We start from the raw sequence: 25,001 nt of genomic DNA on the forward strand, positions 1-25,001 counted from the left end.
AGGCATTATCCAATGCTTACTTAAAATCTCAGGGGCTTTATGAATTGCGCGATGGATGGATCAAGCTTCACCATTCTCAGTGAAACGCCCTGTGCGGATCCGCATGCAGGGTGTTGTGGGGGCTGAGGGTTAGAGACCCTCGGCTACCCGATTACATTTCATTTAAACGGAAGAGATATACATACGACGGAAAAGACTAGCACTCCCGAAGTAAGCAACCAAAACATATGAGGTTGTTCATCTTTGTATACCTTTTCAATACCACCCAATTCAGTAATAAACCCTAAATGGACACACCTCCAACAATAGAACGGAAGGTATATACCGCCAATCATAAATAATATCTCAACACCTTTTGCTGTTTGCTCAGGGGAGTTTTCTAAGCCAGCTACTACAAAAGCAATAGGAGTTAATCCTATACAAATGTATGCAGCAATACGGTGAATCTTAAGTATGTCCATATGATATGTAACAGCTAAATATATGACAGATTGTTGCGTTTAAACACGACAAGTTGTCATATATCTACATGAAGCGAGTGGGTGAAGGGGGCGTAGGTGTTTGAATATCATAAGCTTTCCTTAGCTGGGGCTTTCTCTTTCTTGGATAAAAATACAAAACTGTCAGGCTATCCTTACATAAACGAGAGCCGTTTTAAATACTCTGTTTGTCTGTCATGGATAACCAAGGTAAAACCTGTGTTTTCCCCCTGTGACTCAACAGGGCATCAGCGGGTTTGAACTGCGTTGTTTACTGGTTTTGCTATTTTAAATTGATTTTGCGGGTCAGCCAACCACATCCAACTCGCGCTGTTTAAACTGAGCCCCGAGGCGTTCGGTTATGGCTTTGCACTTAATCACATCTACGCCTTCAAGCCCGTTGATGGCGGAGACTTGCACATCAGGGATCAGTTCGGCGGCGCGTTTGATGAAGGCTTGCACGGCTTGAAACGAGTTGGGTAGGGCGGGGTGGCAGTGCTGTTGATAGATCTGTTCGTTTTGGGCGTTTAGGGAGATAGATAAGGCATCTATACACTCAGCCAGTTCTGGCATTATATCCCGTTTATGGAATAGGCTGCCTAAACCATCGGTGTTGATCCGTGTTTTACCGCCGTTTTCTTTTACCCAGTGTGCGATCTCAAGTAGGGCTTTTAAGCGAAGCGTCGGTTCACCGTAGCCGCAAAAGACCACTTCGTCGTAGTAGGCTGGGTTGCCTAACTGAGCAATAATATTAGCCGCCTGCGGGCGTTTGCTGAGATAGAGCTCATGACCTTTTACCTGAGTAGAGCCGTTATGCTTAGGGCAAAATTGACAGGTTAATGTGCAGCGATCGGTTAGGTTGATATAGAGACTATTACGAATTTGATAGAGGTAACTGTCTTGATGCCCTTTAGGTGTTATGCGTTTGGCCGGATTGGGGCGGGGTGTCAGCGTGCGGTCGGGTTTTGTGCAAGGTGTCGACATAGATAAGTATCAATCTGATAGAGAGGAAGGGCTACTTTAATTGGCTTTGCGGCTGGCGGCGTTGATGGTTATCAAGAAAATGTGGGGTTGTATGTGTTGAGTTGACCGCTGCTTGTAACAAAGGTGATCCGGTTTAGGGTGGGCAACACCCTATAACCGGTATCGAAGGGGACTGGCTTGCTATTCTGTATCATGCGGCCATTAGGCTGCTTTTTTGGCATGATGTTCTGGATGGGTCGCAATAAAGTGTTTAAGTACTTTTCTTAGCATCTCCGCATGCTGGTAATTTTTTTCACGCTCTGCTTTGTCGATATCATCCATAATAATGCTCTTTATCTTTTGCTCACCGTCGTGGGTGATCATGTAGTGTCCCAACGCGATAGCGATCATTGAAGTGACATGCTCATGTTCTGCAATGGCGTCTACTTCGTCTGCTGTTAGGTCACTCAGTTCTAAACATTCTTCGTACGTTATCATCTCTATTCCTCAGCCTTATTTTTATCAATCTATTTGGCGTTGCCGAGTCAATTGGTTTAACCGGTAAATTGATTGTAGATGAGATTTTCTGGTTACTCTAATCATTTAGTAGGACAAAATTTCACCAGAAACAATCATTGAAAAAATACGATTCATGTTGCGAATGCGGTAGATAATTATTGTTCAATAATGCTTTGCTGAGTTGATGCGGGTTAGCGTTATGCTGCGTAACAGCAAGTCGGATTAGAGGCCGAGCGGTCAGGCTTGAGCGGATTAAAAAATAATAAGCTTATGCCTATTTAGTTACCGGAAATAGGGGCGTTAGCGGGGATATTGAGACCTAACGGTCGGTGATTTTTTCCATTTCATAAAAGGCATCGGCGATATCATCGAGCTTGCTGGTGACAATTAATTGGGCGTCGTTTAAGCCTTTGTTGTAATAGTGGGCGCCGAGCTCTTTTGAGATGAAATCCAGTAGAAATTCACATTCAAACTGGCCTATATCTTGTTCCATCTCGCGTGAAAAATAGGCCTTTAGTTTTGCAACTAAGGTCGCTCTCTCATCGGTTGTAAATTTGATCTCTGACATAGGGGAGCGCGCTCTGTTTTAGGGTTTTGTGTTCCACGGGTTTTGGTTTGAAAACGTATATAAAAACAGTTGCTCTACTTTGTCTCGTGCCCAAGGGGTTTTGCGTAAAAACTTGAGGGTGGATTTGATCGATGGGTCGTTTTTAAAGCAGTTGATGTCGATCTGTTCAGCTAGTCCGTCCCAGCCGTAGTGGGCTTCGAGTTGGGTTACTATATCGGCTAGTTTGACCCCATGTAGGGGATTGTTCGGTTGTGTTGTCATAGAGGTTATAGGTCTATCAATTTAAAGAGTGTTTGATGATACGGGGTTGCTGTGAAGAGAACCATAGAGGTGCGCAATAATTTGTTGAAGGGGTGTGTTGATAAGCAATAAAAAAAGCCCTCCATAGGAGGGCAAGAAGGCACCGAGCCTTGAAACCATAATGGTTTCTGATGAATCCCGTTGAGCGAGTTCTGTTTACAGGGTTCGTGGGTTACATGTTGGGGTAATTAGGTCCACCGCCACCTTCAGGGGGCATCCATTGGATGTTCTGGCAGGGGTCTTTGATATCACAGGTTTTACAATGCAGGCAGTTTTGCGCATTGATTTGAAGTTTTTTGCCGGCGTCATCGTCGATCACTTCATAGACCCCCGCAGGGCAGTAACGTTGTGCGGGTTCGTCATACAGTGGGATATTTACGGTGAGAGGGATCTCCTCTTTACTGAGCTGTAGGTGACAAGGTTGATCCTCTTCATGGTTGGTATTGGATAAAAAGACAGAGGAGAGTTTGTCAAAGGAGAGCTTGCCATCGGGTTTAGGGTAGGTGATGGGCTTACTTTCACTCGACCGGTGTAGGCTGGCATGATCCTCTTGGAGGTCGTGCAGTGTGAAAGGTAGTTTTCCGTTAAACAGGCCTTGATCTAACGTGTTAAACGCGCCCCCCAACCAGCGCCCCAATTTATGCAGTGCCGGGCCAAAGTTGCGGGCCTTATAGAGTTCTCTGTATAGCCAGCTTTGGGTATAGCGTGCCTCAAATGTGCTGGCATCGGTTTCATTATTTTTGAGTGCGTGGTGAACCGCTTCTGCGGCGATCATGCCTGACTTCATCGCTGTGTGAGCGCCTTTGATTCGGGAGAAGTCTAAGGTGCCTGCGTCACAACCAATCAGCATTCCGCCGGGGAAGTTCATCTTTGGCAGTGAGTTATAGCCCCCTTTAGTAATCGCTCTTGCGCCATAGGAGACGCGATTTCCCCCCTCTAAGTATTGGGCAATCAGCGGATGGTGTTTAAGTTGTTGGAACTCATCAAAGGGACTCAGCCAAGGGTTGCTGTAGTTTAGGTCAATAATGAGGCCGACAGCCACCTGATTGTTTTCTGCGTGGTAGAGGAAGAAACCACCGCTGGTATCTCCCTGAAGCGGCCAGCCTGAACCATGAATAACCAGTCCCGGTTGGTGTTTGGCGGGATCAATATCCCATAGCTCTTTGAGGCCAATGCCATAATGTTGTGGGTCTTTACCTTGATCAAGCTTGAACTGACGAATCAGCTCTTTACCTAAGTGTCCGCGGCAACCTTCGGCAAACAGGGTAAAGGGGGCGTGTAACTCTATGCCCGGCATGAAGTTATCTTTAGGCATATTATCGCGGCCAACCCCCATATCACCGGTCAAAATACCTTTTACCTGCATGTTTTCATCGTATAAAACATCGGCGGCACTAAAGCTTGGAAATATCTCTACGCCTAATGCTTCGGCTTGTTCCCCTAACCAGCGTGTAAGGTTGGCAAGGCTGGCAATGTAGTTGCCTTGGTTGTGCATACTTTTGGGGGCCATCCAATGGGGAATTTTGATCGAAGATCGATTGTCTTTTAGGAGAACCACTTCATCCCGTTCGGTGGCGAGGGTTAGGGGGGCTCCTCTCTCTTTCCAGTCGGGGAAGAGTTCTGTTAAGGCTTTAGGGTCGATAACCGCACCGGACAGTATATGCGCGCCGACTTCAGAGCCTTTTTCGACCACACAGATATTGAGTTCAGGGTCGAGTTGTTTCAGACGACAGGCACTGGCCAGCCCTGCGGGGCCGGCGCCTACAATTAAGACGTCAAACGTCATCACTTCGCGTTCCATCACTAGGCTCCTTGCATCTGTTCTGTTGTTAATGCAAAGGTACTTGAGAGACCGGTGAGTACGGTGTCCGCATGTTGGCTGACGCGGGGTAGGAAGTACTCGGCATAAAAGCAGGCGGTCGCTATTTTGCCTTGCAAGAAGGCGTCGCCGTAAGGGTTGTCTTGGGTTGTGAGTTGCGACGCTAATAATGCACTTTGTGCTAATAACCAACCACCGGTTAGGTAGCCCATCATCATGAGGTTATCAAAGCTCACATTCCCTAAGGTGTGTGGCGTGCTTGCGCTGTTTTCTAAAATCCACTCACCGGCTGCGGTTGCATGGGTTAGGGCGGTTTTTAGCTTGCTCTGTAGTAGGGCGAGTTGTGGCGAGTAGGAAGCGGACAGTTGTGTGAGCGTGTCGTTTATATCGGCGTGCAGTGCTTTAAGGGCTGCGCCTTTATCATAAACAGTTTTACGGCCAATCAGGTCAAAGGCCTGAATGCCGGTGGTCCCTTCATAGATAGGGAGTATGCGTGCATCACGGTAGTGCTGCGCTGCGCCGGTTTCTTCAATAAAGCCCATACCGCCGAGGACTTGGATATTTAATGAGGTGAGCTCTTGGGCTAGCTCGGTCATCCAACCTTTAACAATAGGTGTGTATAAATCGACACGGGCGTGGGCGGCTGGATCACCCTGATGGGCGTGGTCAATATCGGCTGCTGCGCGGTAAGCAAGGGCGCGCATCGCTTCGTTGCCTGCTTTCATTGCCATTAACATGCGGCGCACATCGGGGTGTTCGATAATGGCGATTTTACTGCCATCTTTGCGGCTGCCTTGGGTGCGTTCTTGGCTGTACTCTAGGGCCTGTTGGTAGGCGCGTTCGGAGATTGATAAACCTTGTAAGCCTACCGCTTGTCTGGCGTGGTTCATCATGGTGAACATATAGCTTAGGCCTTTGTTCTCTTCGCCGACGAGGTAGCCAATCGCTCCGTCGTTATCACCAAAGCTCATGACGCAGGTGGGGCTGCCATGAATCCCCATTTTGTGTTCTAAAGAGATACAGCTCACGTCGTTAAGTTCAGCGGGTTGGCCCTGATCGTCTAATAGGTATTTAGGTACGATGAAAAGAGAGATCCCTTTTACGCCGGCGGGTGCATCGGGTAGGCGAGCAAGTACCAGATGGACAATATTGCTTGTCATCTGATGATCACCCCAAGTGATAAAGATCTTCTGTCCGTTAATTTTATAGTGATCGCCTGCTGGGGTGGCTTTAGCGGCAACGGCGGCGAGGTCGGAGCCGGCATTAGGCTCGGTCAAGTTCATGGTGCCGGTCCACTCACCGCTAATTAGAGGTGGAAGATATTGAGCTTTAAGTTCATCACTCCCGTGTGCAATGAGTGCTTCTACTGCGCCTTGGCTGAGCATAGGGCAGAGCGCAAACGACATGTTTGATGAGTGCCAAAGCTCATTAACGGCGGTACCGATGACATTAGGCAAGTTCTGCCCGCCAAAGGCTTCGGGGCCGGTGAGGGTGGCCCAGCCGTTTTCTACAAACTGCTGATAAGCATCGGCAAAGCCAGCGGTTTCTTGCACTTGGCCATCGGCTACGGTTGCGCCTTTTTCATCACCCACACGGTTGAGCGGTGCAAGGACATCGGAGGCGAGCTTGCCTGCTTCCTCAATAATCACGGTGGCGAGTTCGGTGTTCACTTCATCTAATTGAAGTGTTTCACATAATTGATCAAGACCAACCAGTTGATCCAATACAAAACTGGCGTCTTTTACAGGGGGGGTGTAAGTGCTCATAAGGGTCCTCATTTTAAAAAGAAGGCGCGGACTGAAAAACGTTCTACGTAGTCCGAGCCTTGTAAGGTCAAGCAACGCTACTCACGGAATAACGGGTTAAAGTTTTTGCTCGAGTTCTGGTACTGCGTCAAAGAGGTCGGCGACTAAACCGTAGTCTGCTACGGAGAAAATAGGCGCTTCTTCATCTTTGTTGATGGCAACGATGATTTTTGAATCTTTCATCCCCGCAAGGTGCTGGATGGCACCTGAGATCCCGACGCCAATGTAAAGGTCAGGGGCGACAATTTTTCCCGTTTGTCCGATCTGTATGTCATTAGAGACAAAACCGGCATCGACGGCGGCACGTGATGCACCGACGGCCCCCCCTAATTTGTCGGCAACCTGTTCAAGTAGGGAGAAGTTTTCGCTATTGCCCATACCGCGCCCCCCGGCAATCACCACTTTAGCGGCGGTTAGTTCGGGGCGATCGGATTGCGCTATCTCTTCTGATACGAAGCTGGATAGGGTGTTTTCGATCTGTAGTTCAACCGCTTCAATCGGTGCTGAGTTATCGGTCGCAGCGGGCTCAAATGCGGTGCTACGCACCGTAATCACTTTAACTGCGTCCAGGGATTGTAAGGTTGCGATCGCACCCCCTGCATAGATCGGGCGCTGGAACCTATCCGCACTTTCAACTGCGGTAATATCGGAGATCTGTCCTACATCCAGTAGGGCGGCCACTCTTGGTAGAATATTTTTACCATTGCTGGTGGCTGGCGCTAGGATATGGCTGTAACCCTCGCTGAGCTCGATGATGAGTTGGGCCATATTTTCTGCAAGCTGGTGGGTGTAAACCGGGTTGTCGGCTAAAAGGACTTTATTGATACCGCTAATCTGGGCGGCTTCGTCGGCCACCGATTGGCAGTCACAGCCGGCAACGAGCAGGTGGAGTTCCTGACCCATTTGTGTGGCTGCGGTTACGGTGTTAAGTGTGGCACCTTTTAGGGTGCTGTTGTCATGTTCTGCAATAATTAGAATAGCCATTTAATCACCCCTTAAATTACGTTGGCTTGGTTTTTAAGTTTCTCAACCAGTTCATCAACACTGTTGACTAAAATGCCAGCGCTGCGCTCAACCGGTGGTGTTACTTTGATTAACGTGCTGTGTGTTTTAAGTTCAACGCCTAAGGTTTCAGGTGTTGTTACGGTGAGTGGTTTGCGCTTTGCCTTCATAATATTGGGGAGTGAGGCATAGCGAGGTTCGTTAAGACGAAGATCAGCAGTAATAACGGCCGGTAGGCTGAGCGATAAGGTTTGTGAGCCACCATCAATCTCGCGGGCGACCTGAACTTTACCGTCTTTTAGTGTGAGCTCTGATGCAAACGTGGCTTGGGGCATACCCAATAGTGCCGATAGCATCTGCCCCGTTTGGTTGTTATCCGAGTCGATCGCTTGTTTTCCTAATAGTACTAAGCCCGGTTCTTCGTTTTTAACGACTTGGGCGAGTAATTTAGCAACGTTGAGTGACTCGGGAATATCATCCGTTTCAATCTGAATGCCGCGATCTGCGCCTAAGGCTAAGGCGGTTCGGATCTGCTCTTGGCAGGCTTTAGGGCCAACCGAGACGACAATGACCTCGTCGGCACTGCCGGCTTCTTTTAAGCGAATCGCTTCCTCGACGGCAATTTCACAGAATGGATTGATCGCCATTTTTGTATTGTTGAGATCAACATCTGAGTTGTCTGCCTTAACTCTTACTTTTGCGTTGTAATCAATAACACGTTTTACAGCGACTAATATCTTCATTTCGGTACCTCTATCTGTCCCGGGGGTTGTGTAATCCTCCCCAAGGTTGTTGTAATCGTTGTGTTAGCCTTGCTGATCGTCTGCGCTATTTGCGCGGTCACGGAGCAAAAATTTCTGTATTTTGCCGGTCGATGTTTTAGGTAATGGGCCAAATACAATCTCTTTAGGGGTTTTAAAGTGGGCCATATGTTCGCGGCAGAACTCGATGATTTCCTGCTTAGTGACTTCACGGTCTAGGTCTTTTAAGGCAACGAATGCGCAGGGGGTTTCACCCCATTTATCGTTGTTTTTGGCTACGACCGCCGCTTCCTGAATCATTGGGTGGCGATAAAGCACATCTTCAATCTCTATGCTTGAGATATTCTCACCGCCTGAAATGATGATATCTTTGGAGCGGTCTTTGATCTCCACGTAACCATCGGCATGCCATACCGCTAGGTCGCCGGAATGTAGCCAGCCGCCCTCAAATGCCGCCTTGGTTGTGGTGGGGTTTTTAAGGTAGCCTTTCATCACCAAGTTGCCGCGCATAAATATTTCGCCCATGGTTTCGCCGTCTTGTGGAACGGGTTCCATTGTGATCGGATCGGCAACCATCAAACCGTCGAGCATCGGTGCGCGTACGCCTTGACGTGATTTTAAGCGTGCCTTCTCCTCTGGCGTTTTTTCATCCCACTCCTCATGCCATGCGCAGACAACCGAAGGGCCGTATGTTTCAGTGAGGCCATAAACATGGGTCACGTTAAAGCCTAAGTTTTCCATGCCCGCAATGACTGAAGCGGGTGGCGCAGCGCCAGCGGTCATCACATTTACGCTGTGTTCGATACCCGCTTTGAGTGTGTCATCGGCAGAGTTGAGCATATTTAAAACGATCGGCGCGCCGCAGAAATAACCTACTTTTTCCTGTTTTATTAAGTTGAAAATATGGTCAGCACGGACATGGCGTAAACACACATTGACGCCCGCCATCGCGGCTACGGTCCAAGGGAAGCACCAGCCGTTGCAATGGAACATTGGCAATGTCCACAGGTATACGGGGTGCTGTCCCATCCCCCATGAAATCGCATTACTGATGGCGTTTAGGTAAGCGCCACGGTGGTGGTAGACCACACCTTTGGGGTCCCCGGTGGTGCCTGATGTATAGTTGAGTGTGATGGCGTTCCACTCATCTTGAACGTCGAAGGGGGTAAAGTTTTCATCCCCTTGCTTTAGAAACGCGTCATAGGTTAATTCACCAATGAGTTCCCCTTCCTCCCAATAGGGATCATCAATGTCGATGACCAGCGGTTTCTGGTCGAGGTGTGTCAGTGCCTCTTTGACCACATGGCTAAACTCTTTATCGGTGATCAGCACTTTGCTTTCGGCATGTTGCAAAATAAAGGCGACAGCTTCGGCATCCAGTCGGATATTGATGGAGTTCAGTACGGCGCCACACATAGGGACGGCGAAATGCGCCTCAAAATGTTCGGGCAGGTTCGGGGCTAAAATAGATACGGCTTCCCCCGGTTGTACCCCCTGTGCTTGAAGAGCGCTGGCAAGCTGTTTACAACGGGTGTACGTTTCTGCCCAGGTGTAGCGCGTGTTGCCATGAACGCTTGCCGTTCGTGTCGGGTATACGCTAGCGGCCCGTTGGATAAATGTAATAGGCGACAGGGCGGCGTAGTTAGCTTGGTTTTTATCTAAGTTCGTTTCAAAAGCGGAATGTTTTTCGTTAGTTTTCACGGTGCTCTCCACGTTTTTTATCTCAGTAGCTTGCGGTGCCAGTACGCTAAAAGTTGTTGCGCTTAAACTTCATTAATTGACCGACAATGCCGCTACGGAAGCTCAGTACACAGATGACGAATACTGCACCCATGATGATATGGATGTAGTTACCCATCTCGCCACCGGACAGATAGTTCTGCATAGTGACGATAAAGCCGGCGCCTAATAAGGGGCCGAAGATCGTGCCGACTCCGCCAACTAAGGTCATTAAGATGACTTCGCCAGACATGTGCCAATGCACATCGGTAAGTGACGCCAATTCGAAGACCAGTGTTTTAGTTGATCCGGCAAGGGCCGCCAGCGCAGCAGAGATCACAAAGGCTAACCATTTGTATTGGTTTACGTCATAACCTAGAGAGGTGGCGCGATCTTCGTTTTCTCGAATGGCTTTAAGGACTTGGCCGAATGGGGAGTGAACAGTACGGTTGATTAACCAGTAGCCTGCGACAAAGATAGTGAGTACGAAGTAATACATCACCATATTGTTGGATAGATCAATCAAACCAAATAACGCACCACGGGGTACGCCTTGCAAACCATCTTCACCGTTGGTGAAGGGGGCTTGTAGATAGAAGAAAAAGACCAGCTGAGCGAGGGCTAAGGTAACCATCGCGAAGTAGATACCTTCGCGTTTTACCGCTAACTTCCCAAAGATTGCACCGAGTAAGCCCCCAGCAAGGGTGCCTAATATGATGGCAATTTCAGGGGTTAACCCGCTGTTGATCATAAGGTAGCCGGTGACATAACCGCCGGTACCTAAGAAGGCTGCATGCCCAAATGATAAAAGGCCGGCAAACCCAAGTAATAGATTAAAGGCGCAAGCAAATAGGGCAAAGCACAGCACTTTTGCTAAAAAAACAGGGTAAAGCACAGTGGGGGCTAGTAGAGCTAACGCAAGCAGAAATAGGTTGAGCTTCATATTATTCATAATCAATTCCTAAGCTTCTTTACCAAATAGGCCCGCAGGCTTTAGTAATAGAACAATGACCATCACTAAAAAAATTACGGTATTAGAGGCTTCTGGATAGAAGTATTTAGTGAGCCCTTCAACAACTCCCATACCTAAACCAGTAATAATGGCTCCCCCGATAGATCCCATGCCGCCAATAACGACGATGGCAAAAACGGCGATGAGAATATTAGATCCCATATCCGGTGATACGGAGTAGATAGGTGCCGCCATCACACCCGCAAATCCAGCTAAGGCCACGCCAAATCCAAAGGTGAGGGTGACGATCAACGGAACATTAATACCGAAGGCTTGCATCAGTTGTGGGTTTTCTGTGCCGGCACGGAGGTAGGCACCGAGCTTTGTTTTTTCGATCATCCACCATGTACCCGCACACACAAACACCGACACAATAATGATCCATGCGCGATAATTAGGGAGGTACATAAAGGGCAGTTTAGTGCCGCCCTTTAAGGCCTCAGGTACAGGGTAAGATAATCCCGAAGAACCAAAAGCATGGGTGAACACACCTTGGATGATGAGGGCGAGACCAAAGGTTAGCAGTAAGCTGTAAAGGTTATCTTCATTGGCGATGGGGCGGATTAGAAAGCGTTCCATCAAAATGCCAATGAGGCCAACAGTTAACGGGACAAGGATCAGTGCAAACCAGTAGTTTATGCCCATATATTTCAAGGCAAGGAGCGCAATGAATGCGCCTAACATATACATCGCGCCTTGGGCGAAGTTGATGATTTTTAAGAGCCCAAAAATGATGGCCAAGCCGAGACTTAGCAGGGCGTAAAAAGAGCCGTTAATTAGCCCAACCAAAAGTTGGCCAAATAGGGCAAATAGATTGATATCAAAGAGTGTAGCCATAACAGAACATCTACCTTTCTGAGCCGTACGGAGCAGGAAAGGCGGCCTTTTTTAGGGCCGCTAATCGATCAGGAAAAATTACATTGAGGCAGCATAGGGCTGTATGCCTCATCTCCTGGAATGACTTTAATAATTTTGTAAATGTCATTCTTATCTTTGCGCTCGTCTTTCTTTTTAATCTCGACATACAGCATGTCATGCACCATTCGACCATCAGGGCGGAGGGTGGCGTTACGGGCGAAGAAGTCATTAGGCTTCGTCGCTTTCATTGTTTTCATCACGGTATCGGTGTCATCGGTGCCGGCGGCTTTAACCGCGTTGAGGTAATGCATAGTGACCGAGTAGACGCCCGCGTGGATCATGCTTGGAATCGCCCCGTGACGTTGTTCAAACCGCTTGCTCCACTGGCGTGTTTCATCATCCATGTCCCAGTAAAACCCTGAGGTTAGACGCATACCGCCGGCGGTTGCTGGGTCCATCGCTTGAGCATTAGGTGTAAAGACTAATAACCCCGCCACATCCATCTGTTCTGTTAATCCAAATTCAGCCGCGGCTTTTAGGGCGTTAACGGTGTCGTTACCGGCATTTGCTAAGGCAACTACATCTGCGCCAGACGCTTGGGCTTGCAGAATGTAAGAGGAGAAGTCGGTTGTGCCGAGTGGCGCACGCACATTACCGAGTACTTCGCCGCCATTCTCATTAATGACTTTACTGGCCATGCCTTCTAGCGCATGACCAAAGCTGTAATCTGCGGTAATAAAGAACCATTTCTTTTTACCCGCCTGCACCATCGGCTTAACTGTACCGTTCGCTAGCGCGACGACGTTGTATGTCCAATGCACGTTGTAAGGACTACAGGTTTTAGTGGTGAAGGTATTTGAGGCAGAGCCTGAAATTAGAGTGATATTTTTACTGTCGGCGTTAACTTTAGATACCGCACCAGAAACGGCAGAGGAGACCAATCCACCAATGGCGTCGACGCCTTCATCTTCGACCCACTTGCGGGCAATGGCTGAGGCAACATCCGGCTTGAGTTGGGAATCGGCACTGACCATCTCAATGGGTTTGCCAAGTACGTTGCCGCCAAAATCTTCAATGGCCATCTCTGCAGCAATGACGCAGCCTGAACCACAAATATCTGCGTAGGTACCGCCCATATCGGCCAAAATACCCAGCTTAACCTGACCATCCGTGGTTGCTTGAGCACTACAGGCGATCGTTGCTGCGATTGCGCCTGAGACAACAGCCGATAAAAGGGTGCGATTGGTTTTTTTCATTTTCTGACTCCGGTTTTGTTTGTTTTTATTGTCTGTTCCGTGAAACAGTTATTGATATAACCAAGGGCTATACGCCCAAATAGGTATTTAGCAGCTCAGTTTTGGTTGCTAATTCATTGGCGTGTACTTCTTCCACAATGTGGCCGTGTTCCATGACGTAATGACGGTCTGCAATGGGGGCTGCAAAGCGGAAGTTTTGTTCAACCAATAAAATAGTCAGACCGCGCTCCTTGAGCTGACTAAGAACCTCGCCCAGTTTCTGCACAATGACGGGGGCGAGGCCCTCAGTTATCTCATCCAGGAGTAGGATGTTGGCGCCGGTACGTAAAATGCGGGCAAGGGCTAGCATCTGTTGTTCACCACCGGAAAGGCGTGTGCCTTGGCTGGTGCGGCGCTCATAAAGGTTTGGGAACATGTCGTATATCTCTTCAAGGCTAACCCCGTCAGAACGCACGTTCGGTGGTAACATTAAATTTTCTTCTACATTTAGACTGGAAAATATGCCGCGCTCTTCGGGGCAGAAGCCGAGTCCTAGGTGAGCGATTTTATGGGCGGGCATCTGGATCGTTTCATGGCCGTTGATCACGATCTGTCCGCTGCGTTCACCCACCATATTCATAATTGCTTTTAGTGTGGTCGACCGACCTGAACCGTTACGGCCGAGTAGGGTGACAAGCTCCCCTTGGTTAACGGTCATATCGATCCCATGCAAAATGTGGGATTCACCATAAAAGGCATGCAGGTTATTAATTCGAATTTTTTCTCGATGGCTGCTGATGTAGGTTTTATTTGCCAGCGCTTCGTTAGAGTGGGTTTGAGGTGAGTTCATGATGCGGCCTCCGCTGTTGCTTCGGCATTTACATCATCGGCTTCGGTTCCCATATAGGCTTCGCGTACACGTGGGTCGGCAGAAACGCTCGCATAATCACCCTCGGTGAGAATGGCGCCCCGTTGCAGTACGGTAATTCGATCAGCCAGCTTAGAGACCACATGAAGGTTATGCTCCACCATTAAAATGGTGCGCTCTTGAGAGACTTTTTTAATGAGATCGGATACCAGCCCTACGTCTTCATGGCCCATGCCTTGGGTGGGTTCATCAAGCAGCATTAATTCGGGTTCAAGCGCGAGGGTTGTCGCTATTTCTAAGGCTCGCTTACGGCCATATGACAGGTCGACCGTGATGCTGTTGGCAAAGGTTTCAAGCCCTACGGACTCCAGTAGGGCCATCGCTTTATCATTTAGGCGGTTAAGTATTCGTTCGGAGCGCCAGAAATGGAAGCTGTTACCCTCTTTACGTTGTAACGCGATCCGTACGTTTTCTAACACACTCAAGTGGGGAAACACCGCAGATATCTGGAAGGAGCGAATCACTCCTTTACGGGCAATCGCCGCGGGCTTTAACGGGGTAATGTCATCCCCGTTGAAAAGAATGCTGCCTGAGGTGGGCTGGAGAAATTTTGTGAGTAAGTTAAACACAGTGGTTTTTCCTGCACCATTAGGGCCGATAAGGGCATGAATGTCGCCCCGTTGGATCTTTAAATTGACATCATCGACGGCGGTAAACCCTTTGAAGGCTTTGGTCAGATTACGGGTTTCAAGGATGAAATCCTGCGTGGGCTGGGTCATCGGTTGCTACTCTGTTCTGGCCGAATTCGCTGTACGGTCTTGCTCAGGATTCAGCTGTTATTTTTATTAAAATCAGAGTAGGGGCTAAACTTTGCATAACTATTTTGAGAATCTAACCAAATGTAACAAGTGAATTGTCCGTGATAACTTTGTGTTACATTCATCGGGCCATGGGACAAAACGGAGAATAATAATTTCTGATGCAACGTCACGCTTCTATTACTATCCGCTTGTTCCTTATGTTGCTTATTTTAATTGGCAGCATTTTTGGTTCGATCTACTGGCTAACCGTTCCCCTCATAAAAGAAAACGTATTTGGTTTGGAGTTACATTCAAACCGACAAGTGCTGAATATTGTTTATGATTTGGCCAACCGTATGTATGCCAGTACCGAAACCTACATTGATAAAACCCTGAGTGCGCATGAGCAACGGCTTAAATCGGTTTTGGATCTTGCCGAAAAACATATTGAGGTGAGTCTAAGGGATGGGCGTGAAGCCGGCTTAAATGATGAGCGTATTTGGCAGAAGATCTTTGACGATTTACGGGCGTTTGATTTTGGTAACGGTGATTATATTTGGATCGCTGATCACAATGCGCATCTACTGTCACATCCTGATGGCGAATTTAACCAACGAGATATGTCGAACTTTCTTGGGCCGGACGGTAAGCAAATCATTCCCACGATCTTAGAAAAAATTCGCAAAGATAAGCAGGGTTTTTATAAATATAAATGGCAGCGGTTAGGCAGTGATCAGGTGATTGATAAATACTCCTATGTGAAAGACTTCACAGAGTGGGGCTTTATTATGGGGGCCGGTGTCTACTTAGATGATATCCATCGTGAGGTTGAGCTGCAGAAGCAACGTGCTATTTTGGATATAAATAAAGCGTTAAAAAACATTAAAATAGCCAGTAATGGTTATCTTTATGTATTTGATTCTAATGGTAATATGCTGTTTCACCCCAACCAAAATATTCATGGAACCAACTTTACTACCCAGCTTAATCCCGTTACAAAAAATCCAATCTATCTGGACCTAATGGAGGTTGCGGATACCGGTAAAGAGCTGTATTACAAATGGGACCGCCCTGATGATCAGGGTAACTATATCTATGAAAAACACTCGCTGGTGCGGCATCTGTCGGGCTTTGATTGGTATATCAGCTCCTCTGTTTATTTAGATGATTTAAAAGCCAGTTCAGTACAGCTTAGTCAGCGTATTTTAGCCATGGGCTTTTTTGCCTTTCTTGCTGCGATTGTGATCGCCTTCCTTTTTGCAGAATGGCTAACCTCACCCATTAAAAAGCTGTCTTCAACCGCGTATAAGATCAGTCGAGGAAACTATGCGGCTAAGACGGGGATTAATCGACACGATGAGTTGGGGCTTTTAGCTGAATCCTTTGATTATATGGTCGATCGATTACGCGACAATATAAACACCCTTAATTCCCGGGTAAAAGCACGGACCAAAGAGCTGTCGGAATCTAACTACCAGTTGCGTGATGCTGTCCACTCAATGGAGTTAGCGCAAACGGAGCTGCGTGCTGTTGAAACCCGTCAGCGCTTAATTTTGAATGCGCTACCAGCACAAGTTGCCTATTTAGATAAAGAGCAGCGTTTCATTTTTGCTAACCGTGAATACCTCACGCTGTTTAATCAACGTGTGGACGAGATTGAAGGAAAAACCCTCCAAGAGGTGGTGGGCTATGAGATGTATCAAGCCATTAAACCACACATTATGGAGGCCCTTGAGGGGAAAACAGGGGTGTATGAATACCTGTTTCAGCAGGACGGTCGGGAGATGTTAACCCGACGTACCGTATTGCCGTTTTATAATGAGCAGGCCGAGGTTGTTGGCTTCCTTAATCTTTCTATCGATATCACCCATGAACGGGAAACGGAAAAGCGGTTAGCTGAAGCCAGTAAAATGAAAACCGTGGGGCAGATGTCGGGTGGTTTGGCCCACGACTTTAATAACCTACTGACGATTATTTTGGGTAATTTGATTGAGCTGCAAAAGCATAAATCGGTACCGCCTGAATTACAGGACAATTTAAGCCCTGCTATCCGTGCTACGCGACGTGGTGCGGATATGACAAAGCGGTTATTAGCATTTTCGCGTCGGCAACCGCTATCACCTGCGCGGATACGGCTTGGGGCTTTGATTCATGATTTAGTGGATCTGCTTGCCGCGCCGTTGCCGGACAATATTAAACTACTGACTGAGATTAAGCAGGATACGCCTGATGTGTATGTTGATGCGGCTCAAATGGAAGATGCCTTGGTCAATCTAGTCTTGAATGCAGCGGATGCGATGAGTCAGGGAGGGGAACTCTATTTGACCGTTGCGGGCACACAGAGCGGTGCAGCGGATATTGCCTGTGGTGGGTTTGATGAAACGATCACTGCGGGTGACTATGTTTTGATTAGTGTGATTGATCAGGGGGAGGGGTTTACCAGCAGAGCACTGAAAAAAGCGTATGAGCCCTTCTTTACAACAAAAGGCACCGGGGCGGGTTCAGGATTAGGCTTGAGTATGGTTTACGGCTTTGTGAAGCAGTCTAAAGGCTATTTGCGTATTCGTAATCGGGACGAGATCCAAGAGGGTGAGTCCGGGGCACAGATTGATCTGTTACTACCGGCAGCCTTAGGTGATGAGATTGAATGTGGTGTTGAGCAAGTGGGTGTTGCTGCGTCACCTTTTTCAATGGCCCAGAGCAATGCATTGGTGCTGTTGGTGGAAGATAATCAAGATGTTCGCCAGTTAGTCCGTAACCAGTTAATCGGAATGGGATTTGCGGTGATTGAGGCGAATAGTGGTGATGAAGCAGTATCACTTTTGGCCGGTTTAGAGGAGGTCAGTGGTGTTGTATCCGATGTGGTGATGCCTGGGCGTAAGAGTGGTTATGATGTGGCGGCGATGGTTAAAAAACAACATCCCGCCGCGTTTGCTGTGCTGATGACCGGTTATACCGAAAATCCGCCAGAAACTGATTTTGAATTTAACTTGTTACAAAAACCCTTTGATGCGGATGCGTTAGCACAGGCGATCTCTCCAGAGTTGGTTGATAAGCGGTCTGAGGATGTTAAATGAACGGCACTAGTCCATTAATCTATGTGGTAGAGGATGAGGAAGATCTGGGTAAATTGATCTGCGCGTCCTTAAGCGATTATCGTTATCAAGTGCAGTATTGCGCCACGGGCAAGGCATTATTCGCGGCATTGGATAATCAATCACCAGAGATCTGTATTGTTGATTTAAACCTGCCCGATATTGATGGGATGCAATTAGTTAAAGAGCTAGAGCATCGCGCCATTGGTGTGATTATCGTGTCAGGCCGTGGAGGCTTAACCGACCGGGTTTTAGGGCTAGAGTTTGGTGCGGATGATTACATTACTAAGCCGTTTGAACCCCGTGAGTTGGTTGCCCGAGTTCAAAGTTTACATCGACGCTTGGAAAAACAGAAAAAGCAGTTGGAACAGGCACCGAAACAAGCGCTGTTTGCCAATTGGTCATTTCAGCCTGAATCCCTTAGTTTAAGTCGGGAGGGGCAGAGTGAATCACTGAGTCGGGCCGAAGGTGACATGCTTTTAGCGTTGTTAACGCACCCCTTTCAGATCTTATCAAGGGATCAACTGTTGGGTGAAAACTGTGTACCTTATGATCGCAGTATTGATGTCCGGATGTCTCGGTTACGAAAGAAAATTGAATCGGACCCGCAGCATCCTGAACTGATTAAAACGGTGTATGGGGCTGGTTATATGTTAACCACGGATGTTAAGTGGCGTTAAGCGTGCCAGCATGATGATCATGCTGGCGGCGGGTTAGCACGGTGATCGGCACAAGGCGGTCGTTTAGCGCCCCATCGTATAAAATTCCACATTGGGCTGCATTGCACTGATCACGGCCATACGGTTTGAAAGTCCAAAAAACGCACACACACTGGAAATATCCCAAATATCCTCGTCCGTTAAGCCTTGCATGTAGAGCGCTTCATAATCCTGTTGGCAGATCTCTTCAGGGGCTCTGCATAGCTTTAAACTAAAATCGAGTATCGCTTTTTGTCGTTCGGTAATGGCTGCGTGCCGATGATTAGTACTGAGTTGATCGGATAGCAGAGGATCTTTACTGACGATTCTGAGCACCGCACCGTGGGCGACAACACAATACTGACAGCCATTTGCTGCGCTAGTGGTGACGATAATCATCTCTTTTTCTGCGAGGCTAAGGTTCGCTTCCCGCGTCATAATCGCTTGGTAGTAATCAAAAAAAGCACGAAATTCGTTTGGGCGGCGCGCGAGTGTTAAAAATACATGGGGAATAAAGCCTGTCTTTTCCTGTACCTCAATAATCATCGCCTGAATATCCTCAGGGAGCTCATTTAGGGTACTACAAGGGTAACGGCATATAGCGGGATTTAGCATAACCTGTCCTTATTTTTATAGGGATTATGTTGGCGCTGGTCTATGATCAGCAGAGGTAAGAGTAAAAACAGGAAACGCTTCACAATGTTGAGTGAATCCTAACGAAATGTAACCAATACTGATTTAATCGCCGTGTTCTAGACCCGCGAGTCGCCGTAAACAGAAGAGCTGATGAATAAAAAACGATTACTTAAACAGGTGGTGAGTGCGCTAGAGCAGCTTTATGAAAATGCGGTCTCTGCAGCGGATAGGGCGTATCAAAGTGCGACTGATAAAGAGAATGTGGCTGAAAATAAATACGACACACTGGGACTGGAGGCTGCGTACCTTGCTGAAGGGCAATCAAGGCGTGTGGCTGAGTGCGAAGCGGCGCTAAGGTCATTTCAACGGCTGCTGGCATCAAGTGAAGATGAGACGCTACCTGCTGATGAGATCGGCGTAGGCACCTTGGTTGTGTTACGTGATCATGGGGAGGGGGTTAAATGCCTACTCATTGGGCCGTTAGCGGGTGGACTCAAAGTGGACCTCCGTGATCAGAGCGGATCAAACGAGGTTATGGTTATCACGCCTTCATCACCTTTAGGCAAAGCATTAATGGGGTTGGGTGTTGATGATCAGGTGGATATATCTAGCGCGGGTGAAAAGCGCTGTTACATTGTGACGGCGTGTTATTAAGGGGGAACCCAATAGACATGCAGCTATCCCGTGCCGCTGTCATTATTGATTAAGCCAGTAATGCTTAATCAATAATGGGTCCGTAGGTATCGCTAGGGTGTCTTTAGTCAGGAGAAAGGCGCTTAATTCATTTTAGCGAGTTTAACTAAGGTATTTAACGCCACCTTCAAATCTTCTAGTGCTTGACCGGAAGGAACGGACTTTTTGCCGCACTCATTGATAGCGACAGCAAAGTCGGTGTAAAAGCGGGTGTCTTTGTATCTTTTCTTAAAGTTGTTCACGATGGTGAGTTTATAAGCATCAACCTGCTGTTGCATCGCCTCTGCTTTTGTTGCATCGCCGCCATTAAACTTTAAGAGGCCGGGGGAAACAATCTCTTGTTGAATGAAGTTGTCGTAGCCCTCTAAACCTACTCGCACTGCTTTGATATCTGCTTGTGGGTATTTTTCCGGTGCATTATCAAGCTTATATTCGACAAAATCGATAATGCCTTGGCACTGCTGCATATCATTAACGGAAGGGGCGGCGGTAGCCGGCAGTGTGAAAGAGAGTGTTAGTGCAGTTAATAAAATAGGGGAGTAAATTTTCATTTGATAGTCCTTTACCTAAAGCGTTTAAGTTAAAAAATCACGGTTATGTAACCGAATGATTTTATTTAGTATGTTATTAATCGTTACGTTTTTTGGGCGGGATAGCGTAGGTTCCAGTGACGTGAGCGACGGGCTCCTCTTCGTCGGCGGAATACAACGAAACCTCACCAACAATAAGGCTTTTGCCAACTTTCAATAATGAGCACTTAGCGACAAGGTCTTTGTCGGCACGTGGCTTACGGAGAAAGTTGATCGTTAAGTTGGTTGTAACAGCAAGGGCGACTAAGCCTATTTCACCTAAAATCGCCACATAGAGGGCCACATCTGCAACGGCCATTAATGTCGGGCCTGATACAGTGCCGCCAGGGCGTAGCTCGTCATAACCTATTTCATGTCGAACCGAGGCACCACGATGCCAAATATCATCTATTGTGCATTTTGTCTGGGGAAATTCAGTTTTTAGAAACGCTGCTAGTTCTTCTTTGGAAAGCACGAGTCACCTTAATTAACGAACGCAGCGTTTAAGTAGATAGGACGCTACAGGGATAGTGGCATATCCGCTAAAAAATGAAAATAGCCGAGGGTTTCATTCCCCGCCTTCTTTAAAGGGCAGGTATTGACTGAGTTCAATCATCTGCTCATCGACCCTGTCGGTTTCCTGCACAATAAAGTTTTTAATCGCTTGGTTAAAACCGACCTCTTTAACATAGTGTGCAGACCATGTGGCGACAGGTTGAAAGCCTCGCTGGATCTTATGTTCACCTTGAGCACCAGAGTCAAAGCGTTGTAAGTGGTTTTGTATGCAGTAATCGATACCTTGGTAATAACAGGTTTCAAAGTGAAGGCTGTCGTATTCGTCAAAGCAACCCCAGTAGCGGCCATACAGGGTGGTTGTATCTTTGAGGGAAAGGGCGGCTGCGACCGGTTGTTCTCCACTCATGGCGAAAACAAGGAGTAGATTCTCGGGCATCGTGTCTTGGAGCTGAAAGAAAAAGGCTTTAGTGAGGTAAGCATCACGCCCGCGTTTGAGGTAGGTCATGCGGTAAAAATCATAAAATTGCTCGATCTGTTCTGGCGTTATCTCATGGCCGCTGAGTTGTATATGAGTGATCCCTTGGTTGACCACTTTTTGCCGTTCTTTTTTAACGTTCTTGCGCTTTCTTGAGGTGAAGTGCTGTAAAAAGTGTTCAAAACTTTCATAGTTTTTATTAAACCACTGATACTGGCATCCCTTACGGCGCATTAAGTTAGGGTGGGCTAAATGAGCGGCTTCATCGTCGGTGGGAAATAGCAGGTGAAATGAATGAGCATCGAGCTTTTCACAGAGCGCTGGGAGTTGTGAGCGAATGACATGGAGTAAAGGCTCAGGGTTTTGTTGTGTGAGTAAGCGAGGTCCCATAACCGGTGAAAAGGGGATGGCACAAAGAAGCTTGGGGTAATAATCCAGCCCGTGTTTTTGATAGGCCTCCGCCCATGCCCAATCGAATACGTACTCACCATAGGAGTGGTTTTTAAGGTAGAGGGGCATGATCGCGATCGTGACACCCGCTTCTTGCAGCTGTAGGTGCATAGGCTGCCAGCCGGTTTTGGCGCTGACGCTGCCGGATTCCTCAAGTGCATATAGGAATTCATAGCGGATAAAGGGGTTATCTGTTGGACAGAGGCTATTCCAAAGGGCTTTATCTATGGCACTGATTTTATAACTGAATTTTATTTCCAGCATCGTGTTGGTACCCGCATCCCTTTATTGTTGCTAAGCTTTGTTTGAGAATAAAGATTCTGAACAACCTTTTAAACACATTTATAGGTTTATCTTTTACTGATTGTATAGGTTCTTATAACCTTGCATGCAGGAGTATGAAAATGGACGAGTTAGAACTTGAGTTTGAACTATCCCCCCAGCTCGCAGCTGATTGTATTGTATTGGGGGACTTTCCCGTTAGTCGTTTGTTGCTGTTGAATGATGCTAATTATCCTTGGTTTATCTTAGTGCCCCGTCGGGCGGGGGTGACAGAGATCTACCATCTTTCCGATGAAGACCAGTGTATTTTAATGAAGGAATCCTCATTTTTATCCTCTAATCTTGCGGATGCTTTTGCGGCTAAAAAAATGAATGTCGCGGCGTTGGGTAATATGGTGCCCCAGCTACATATTCATCATATCGTGCGTTATGAGTCCGATAAGGCTTGGCCTGCGCCGGTTTGGGGTAAGTTTCCGGCACAACCCTACAGTGCTGAACAGCTAGACGATGTGCGCTCTAAACTTGAAGTGTTGTTAGCCGGTGAGCTTACTTTTGAGCTTCATTAAACCGGTCGGTGCGTTAACCTCTTAAGTGAAATTTTGACGTGTAAAGCGGGCCTTAGGTCCGCTTAGTGTCTTGTTCGTGAGGGACAGGTTAAAGCGCTTCTATTCTGTTAAATCCACTTCTGATAACTCTTTCTGCGATCAATGGCGGTAGGGGCCTGTCACCATCAAATAATTCAGGTATAATCCGCCGTTTTTAGTGGGTTTATCCTTAGCAGTTTGAGGACTTATTTCGAATGCCAATCTTTGATTTTAAGTGTGAAGGCTGTGGTCACGAATTTGAGAAGTTAGTTCTTAAAAGTGATGCACCAGCGCCGGTTTGTGTTTCATGCGCCAGCAGTGAGGTTATTAAAAAAGTATCTGCACCGGGTTTTCGTTTATCAGGCTCCGGTTGGTATGAAACAGATTTTAAGACCGGTAAGAAGAAAAATCTTGCCGGTACACCAGACAGCTCTGCCAGCTCAAGCTAGCGAAGCAGACTGGATAGGTTATTAATTCATAGACGATCTGGCGTACGTTGGATCTATTTAAGTTAACAGGAACAGTAAATTATGCGCAGTCATTATTGCGGCGATCTTAGAAAAGAGCATATCGGTGAAGACATTACACTGGCAGGTTGGGTACACCGTCGCCGTGACCACGGTGGCGTTATCTTCCTAGACGTGCGTGACCGTGAAGGTATCACACAGGTTGTATTTGACCCCGATCGTGAAGAGAGTTTTACTCTTGCTGATAGCTGTCGTAATGAGTTTGTTATCGAAATTAAAGGGACAGTGCGTGCGCGTCCTGAAGGTACAACTAATACTGATATGCCGACGGGTGAGATCGAAGTATTAGGTAAAGAACTGGTTCTATTGAACAAGTCTGAAACACCGCCATTCCAGTTGGATGAGCATCAACAGGTGGGTGAAGATGTTCGCTTGCGTCATCGCTACATCGATCTACGCCGTCCTGAGATGCAGGAAAAACTGCGTTTCCGTTCTAAAGTATCTAACTCGATCCGAAACTTTCTAGATGATAACGGTTTCCTCGATATTGAAACCCCTATTCTTAACCGTGCAACACCTGAAGGTGCGCGTGATTTCTTGGTGCCAAGCCGTATCCATGAAGGGGCTTTCTTCGCATTGCCGCAGTCACCGCAGCTGTTTAAACAGTTGTTAATGGTGTCGGGTTTTGATCGTTATTATCAGATCGCTAAATGTTTCCGTGATGAAGATTTACGTGCGGATCGTCAGCCTGAATTTACCCAGATTGATATTGAAACATCCTTTATGGATGAAGAATCAATCATGGGCCTAACAGAGAAAATGATCCGTAAACTGTTCCTTGAGCTTAAGGGTGTTGATCTGGGTGATTTCCCACGCATGCCTTACTCTGAAGCGATGCAACGTTTTGGTTCTGATAAGCCAGATCTTCGTTTCCCAATGGAATTGGTTGATGTTGCTGACCTAATGGCCGAGATTGAGTTCAAAGTCTTTGCGGGGCCTGCAAAAGACCCTAAAGGTCGTGTTGCTGCACTTAAAGTACCGGGCGGCGCTAAGCTGACACGTAAAAATATCGATGATTACACTAAGTTTGTTAGCATTTACGGTGCTAAGGGCTTAGCTTGGATCAAAGTAAACGAAATTGAAAACGGCGCGAATGGCCTTCAGTCACCTATCATCAAGTTCTTGGGTGATGATGTGACAATGGCGATTATGGAACGCTTAGGTGCAGAAAATGGCGATATCGTTTTCTTCGGTGCCGATCAAGAGAAAGTGGTTTCTGAAGCGCTAGGTGCTTTACGTATCAAAGTGGGCGAAGATCTTGAGATGTCTCAGCGTGAGTGGGCGCCTTTGTGGGTTGTTGACTTCCCGATGTTTGAAGAGACGAGCGAAGGTGGTTTAACCGCTCTTCATCACCCATTTACCGCGCCAAGCTGCTCGCCTGATGAGCTTAAAGCTGATCCGCTAGCTGCGTTATCGCGTGCTTATGACATGGTGCTTAATGGTTGTGAACTGGGTGGCGGTTCTATCCGTATCCACGATCAAGAGATGCAAGCTAAAGTGCTTGAGATCTTAGGCATTTCTGATGAAGAAGCTGAAGATAAATTTGGCTTCCTACTCACGGCTCTAAAATTTGGTGCGCCTCCGCATGGTGGTTTAGCATTTGGTTTAGACCGTTTGATTATGCTGATGACCGGTTCAGATTCTATTCGTGAAGTTATCGCTTTCCCTAAAACGCAGAGTGCATCTTGTCCGATGACCAATGCGCCGGGTGAGGTTAGCGCTGTTCAGCTTCGTGAATTAAATATTAAGTTGCGCAAAACGCCGTAAA

25 protein-coding genes are annotated in these 25,001 nt (G+C 47.4%); 6 read left to right on the top strand and 19 right to left on the bottom strand.

Annotated elements, in window-relative coordinates; genetic code table 11:
* Nucleotides 1-158: 158 nt before the first annotated feature.
* The 15 genes from A3773_RS14835 to A3773_RS14905 all read right to left on the bottom strand — a co-directional run bounded on the left by A3773_RS14835 (nt 159) and on the right by A3773_RS14905 (nt 14,687).
* Nucleotides 159-461, bottom strand: coding sequence for a hypothetical protein (locus A3773_RS14835; RefSeq protein ID WP_067987551.1), 303 nt, complete (start codon nt 459-461; stop codon nt 159-161).
* A 324-nt stretch (nt 462-785) separates the two neighbouring features.
* Nucleotides 786-1,463 carry a TatD family nuclease-associated radical SAM protein gene (locus tag A3773_RS14840; RefSeq protein ID WP_082800645.1) on the bottom strand — a complete coding sequence of 226 codons (678 nt, stop codon included), beginning with the start codon at nt 1,461-1,463 and terminating at the stop codon, nt 786-788.
* A 201-nt stretch (nt 1,464-1,664) separates the two neighbouring features.
* Nucleotides 1,665-1,940 carry a hypothetical protein gene (locus tag A3773_RS14845; protein WP_067987553.1) on the bottom strand — a complete coding sequence of 92 codons (276 nt, stop codon included), beginning with the start codon at nt 1,938-1,940 and terminating at the stop codon, nt 1,665-1,667.
* A 340-nt stretch (nt 1,941-2,280) separates the two neighbouring features.
* Nucleotides 2,281-2,529: a DUF2164 domain-containing protein gene (locus tag A3773_RS14850; RefSeq protein WP_067987555.1), complete on the bottom strand. Its 249-nt coding sequence runs from the start codon at nt 2,527-2,529 to the stop codon at nt 2,281-2,283.
* Between the two features lie 18 nt (nt 2,530-2,547).
* The gene (locus A3773_RS14855; RefSeq protein ID WP_067987558.1) at nt 2,548-2,790 is read right to left on the bottom strand and encodes a VF530 family protein; all 243 of its coding nucleotides are present in this window, start codon (nt 2,788-2,790) and stop codon (nt 2,548-2,550) included.
* A 211-nt stretch (nt 2,791-3,001) separates the two neighbouring features.
* The gene (locus tag A3773_RS14860; RefSeq protein WP_067987561.1) at nt 3,002-4,630 is read right to left on the bottom strand and encodes an electron transfer flavoprotein-ubiquinone oxidoreductase; all 1,629 of its coding nucleotides are present in this window, start codon (nt 4,628-4,630) and stop codon (nt 3,002-3,004) included.
* Nucleotides 4,631-4,632: 2 nt separating this feature from the next.
* The gene (locus tag A3773_RS14865) at nt 4,633-6,414 is read right to left on the bottom strand and encodes an acyl-CoA dehydrogenase family protein (protein ID WP_067987563.1); all 1,782 of its coding nucleotides are present in this window, start codon (nt 6,412-6,414) and stop codon (nt 4,633-4,635) included.
* 96 nt (nt 6,415-6,510) lie between these two features.
* Nucleotides 6,511-7,437, bottom strand: coding sequence for an electron transfer flavoprotein subunit alpha/FixB family protein (locus tag A3773_RS14870; protein ID WP_067987566.1), 927 nt, complete (start codon nt 7,435-7,437; stop codon nt 6,511-6,513).
* A gap of 11 nt (nt 7,438-7,448) precedes the next feature.
* A complete protein-coding gene (locus A3773_RS14875; protein ID WP_067987569.1) occupies nt 7,449-8,198 on the bottom strand; it encodes an electron transfer flavoprotein subunit beta/FixA family protein in 750 nt (249 codons plus the stop codon).
* Nucleotides 8,199-8,261: 63 nt separating this feature from the next.
* The gene (locus tag A3773_RS14880; RefSeq protein ID WP_067987699.1) at nt 8,262-9,917 is read right to left on the bottom strand and encodes an acyl-CoA synthetase; all 1,656 of its coding nucleotides are present in this window, start codon (nt 9,915-9,917) and stop codon (nt 8,262-8,264) included.
* Between the two features lie 46 nt (nt 9,918-9,963).
* On the bottom strand, nt 9,964-10,887 hold the full coding sequence (locus A3773_RS14885; RefSeq protein ID WP_067987572.1) for a branched-chain amino acid ABC transporter permease: 924 nt from the start codon (nt 10,885-10,887) through the stop codon (nt 9,964-9,966).
* Between the two features lie 9 nt (nt 10,888-10,896).
* On the bottom strand, nt 10,897-11,784 hold the full coding sequence (locus tag A3773_RS14890; RefSeq protein WP_067987575.1) for a branched-chain amino acid ABC transporter permease: 888 nt from the start codon (nt 11,782-11,784) through the stop codon (nt 10,897-10,899).
* 68 nt (nt 11,785-11,852) lie between these two features.
* A complete protein-coding gene (locus A3773_RS14895; RefSeq protein ID WP_067987578.1) occupies nt 11,853-13,061 on the bottom strand; it encodes an ABC transporter substrate-binding protein in 1,209 nt (402 codons plus the stop codon).
* Between the two features lie 67 nt (nt 13,062-13,128).
* The gene (locus A3773_RS14900) at nt 13,129-13,890 is read right to left on the bottom strand and encodes an ABC transporter ATP-binding protein (RefSeq protein ID WP_082800647.1); all 762 of its coding nucleotides are present in this window, start codon (nt 13,888-13,890) and stop codon (nt 13,129-13,131) included.
* Nucleotides 13,887-14,687 carry an ABC transporter ATP-binding protein gene (locus A3773_RS14905; RefSeq protein WP_067987581.1) on the bottom strand — a complete coding sequence of 267 codons (801 nt, stop codon included), beginning with the start codon at nt 14,685-14,687 and terminating at the stop codon, nt 13,887-13,889. Before A3773_RS14905 ends, A3773_RS14900 begins: the two co-directional genes overlap by 4 nt.
* Before the next feature lie 200 nt (nt 14,688-14,887).
* On the opposite strand from A3773_RS14905, the gene A3773_RS14910 reads away from it, so the two are divergent.
* The gene (locus A3773_RS14910) at nt 14,888-17,785 is read left to right on the top strand and encodes a cache domain-containing protein (RefSeq protein WP_067987585.1); all 2,898 of its coding nucleotides are present in this window, start codon (nt 14,888-14,890) and stop codon (nt 17,783-17,785) included.
* Nucleotides 17,782-18,483 carry a response regulator transcription factor gene (locus A3773_RS14915; protein WP_067987587.1) on the top strand — a complete coding sequence of 234 codons (702 nt, stop codon included), beginning with the start codon at nt 17,782-17,784 and terminating at the stop codon, nt 18,481-18,483. Before A3773_RS14910 ends, A3773_RS14915 begins: the two co-directional genes overlap by 4 nt.
* Before the next feature lie 63 nt (nt 18,484-18,546).
* On the opposite strand, the gene A3773_RS14920 is transcribed toward A3773_RS14915, so the two are convergent.
* Nucleotides 18,547-19,116, bottom strand: coding sequence for a peroxidase-related enzyme (locus tag A3773_RS14920; protein WP_067987590.1), 570 nt, complete (start codon nt 19,114-19,116; stop codon nt 18,547-18,549).
* Nucleotides 19,117-19,287: 171 nt separating this feature from the next.
* Between A3773_RS14920 and A3773_RS14925 the strand changes: the two genes are divergently transcribed.
* A complete protein-coding gene (locus A3773_RS14925) occupies nt 19,288-19,791 on the top strand; it encodes a GreA/GreB family elongation factor (RefSeq protein ID WP_067987592.1) in 504 nt (167 codons plus the stop codon).
* A 122-nt stretch (nt 19,792-19,913) separates the two neighbouring features.
* Here A3773_RS14925 and A3773_RS14930 read toward each other — a convergent pair whose 3' ends face one another.
* The 3 genes from A3773_RS14930 to A3773_RS14940 form a co-directional block, all read right to left on the bottom strand.
* Complete coding sequence (locus tag A3773_RS14930) at nt 19,914-20,381, bottom strand: hypothetical protein (protein WP_067987595.1); 468 nt, start codon at nt 20,379-20,381, stop codon at nt 19,914-19,916.
* A gap of 76 nt (nt 20,382-20,457) precedes the next feature.
* Entirely contained in the window at nt 20,458-20,874 is a 417-nt protein-coding gene (locus tag A3773_RS14935; protein WP_067987598.1) for a PaaI family thioesterase, read from the bottom strand.
* Nucleotides 20,875-20,967: 93 nt separating this feature from the next.
* Nucleotides 20,968-22,104 (bottom strand): GNAT family N-acetyltransferase, encoded by a 1,137-nt coding sequence (locus A3773_RS14940; RefSeq protein ID WP_067987601.1) that lies wholly within the window; start codon nt 22,102-22,104, stop codon nt 20,968-20,970.
* A 140-nt stretch (nt 22,105-22,244) separates the two neighbouring features.
* Between A3773_RS14940 and A3773_RS14945 the strand changes: the two genes are divergently transcribed.
* From A3773_RS14945 to aspS, 3 genes are all read left to right on the top strand, one after another.
* On the top strand, nt 22,245-22,688 hold the full coding sequence (locus A3773_RS14945; RefSeq protein WP_067987604.1) for an HIT domain-containing protein: 444 nt from the start codon (nt 22,245-22,247) through the stop codon (nt 22,686-22,688).
* A 233-nt stretch (nt 22,689-22,921) separates the two neighbouring features.
* A complete protein-coding gene (locus tag A3773_RS14950; RefSeq protein WP_067987607.1) occupies nt 22,922-23,155 on the top strand; it encodes an FmdB family zinc ribbon protein in 234 nt (77 codons plus the stop codon).
* Between the two features lie 81 nt (nt 23,156-23,236).
* A complete protein-coding gene (gene aspS, locus A3773_RS14955; protein ID WP_067987610.1) occupies nt 23,237-25,000 on the top strand; it encodes an aspartate--tRNA ligase in 1,764 nt (587 codons plus the stop codon).
* Nucleotide 25,001: the final 1 nt, after the last annotated feature.

The organism is Neptuniibacter pectenicola (assembly GCF_001597735.1).
Lineage (GTDB): Bacteria > Pseudomonadota > Gammaproteobacteria > Pseudomonadales > Balneatricaceae > Neptuniibacter > Neptuniibacter pectenicola.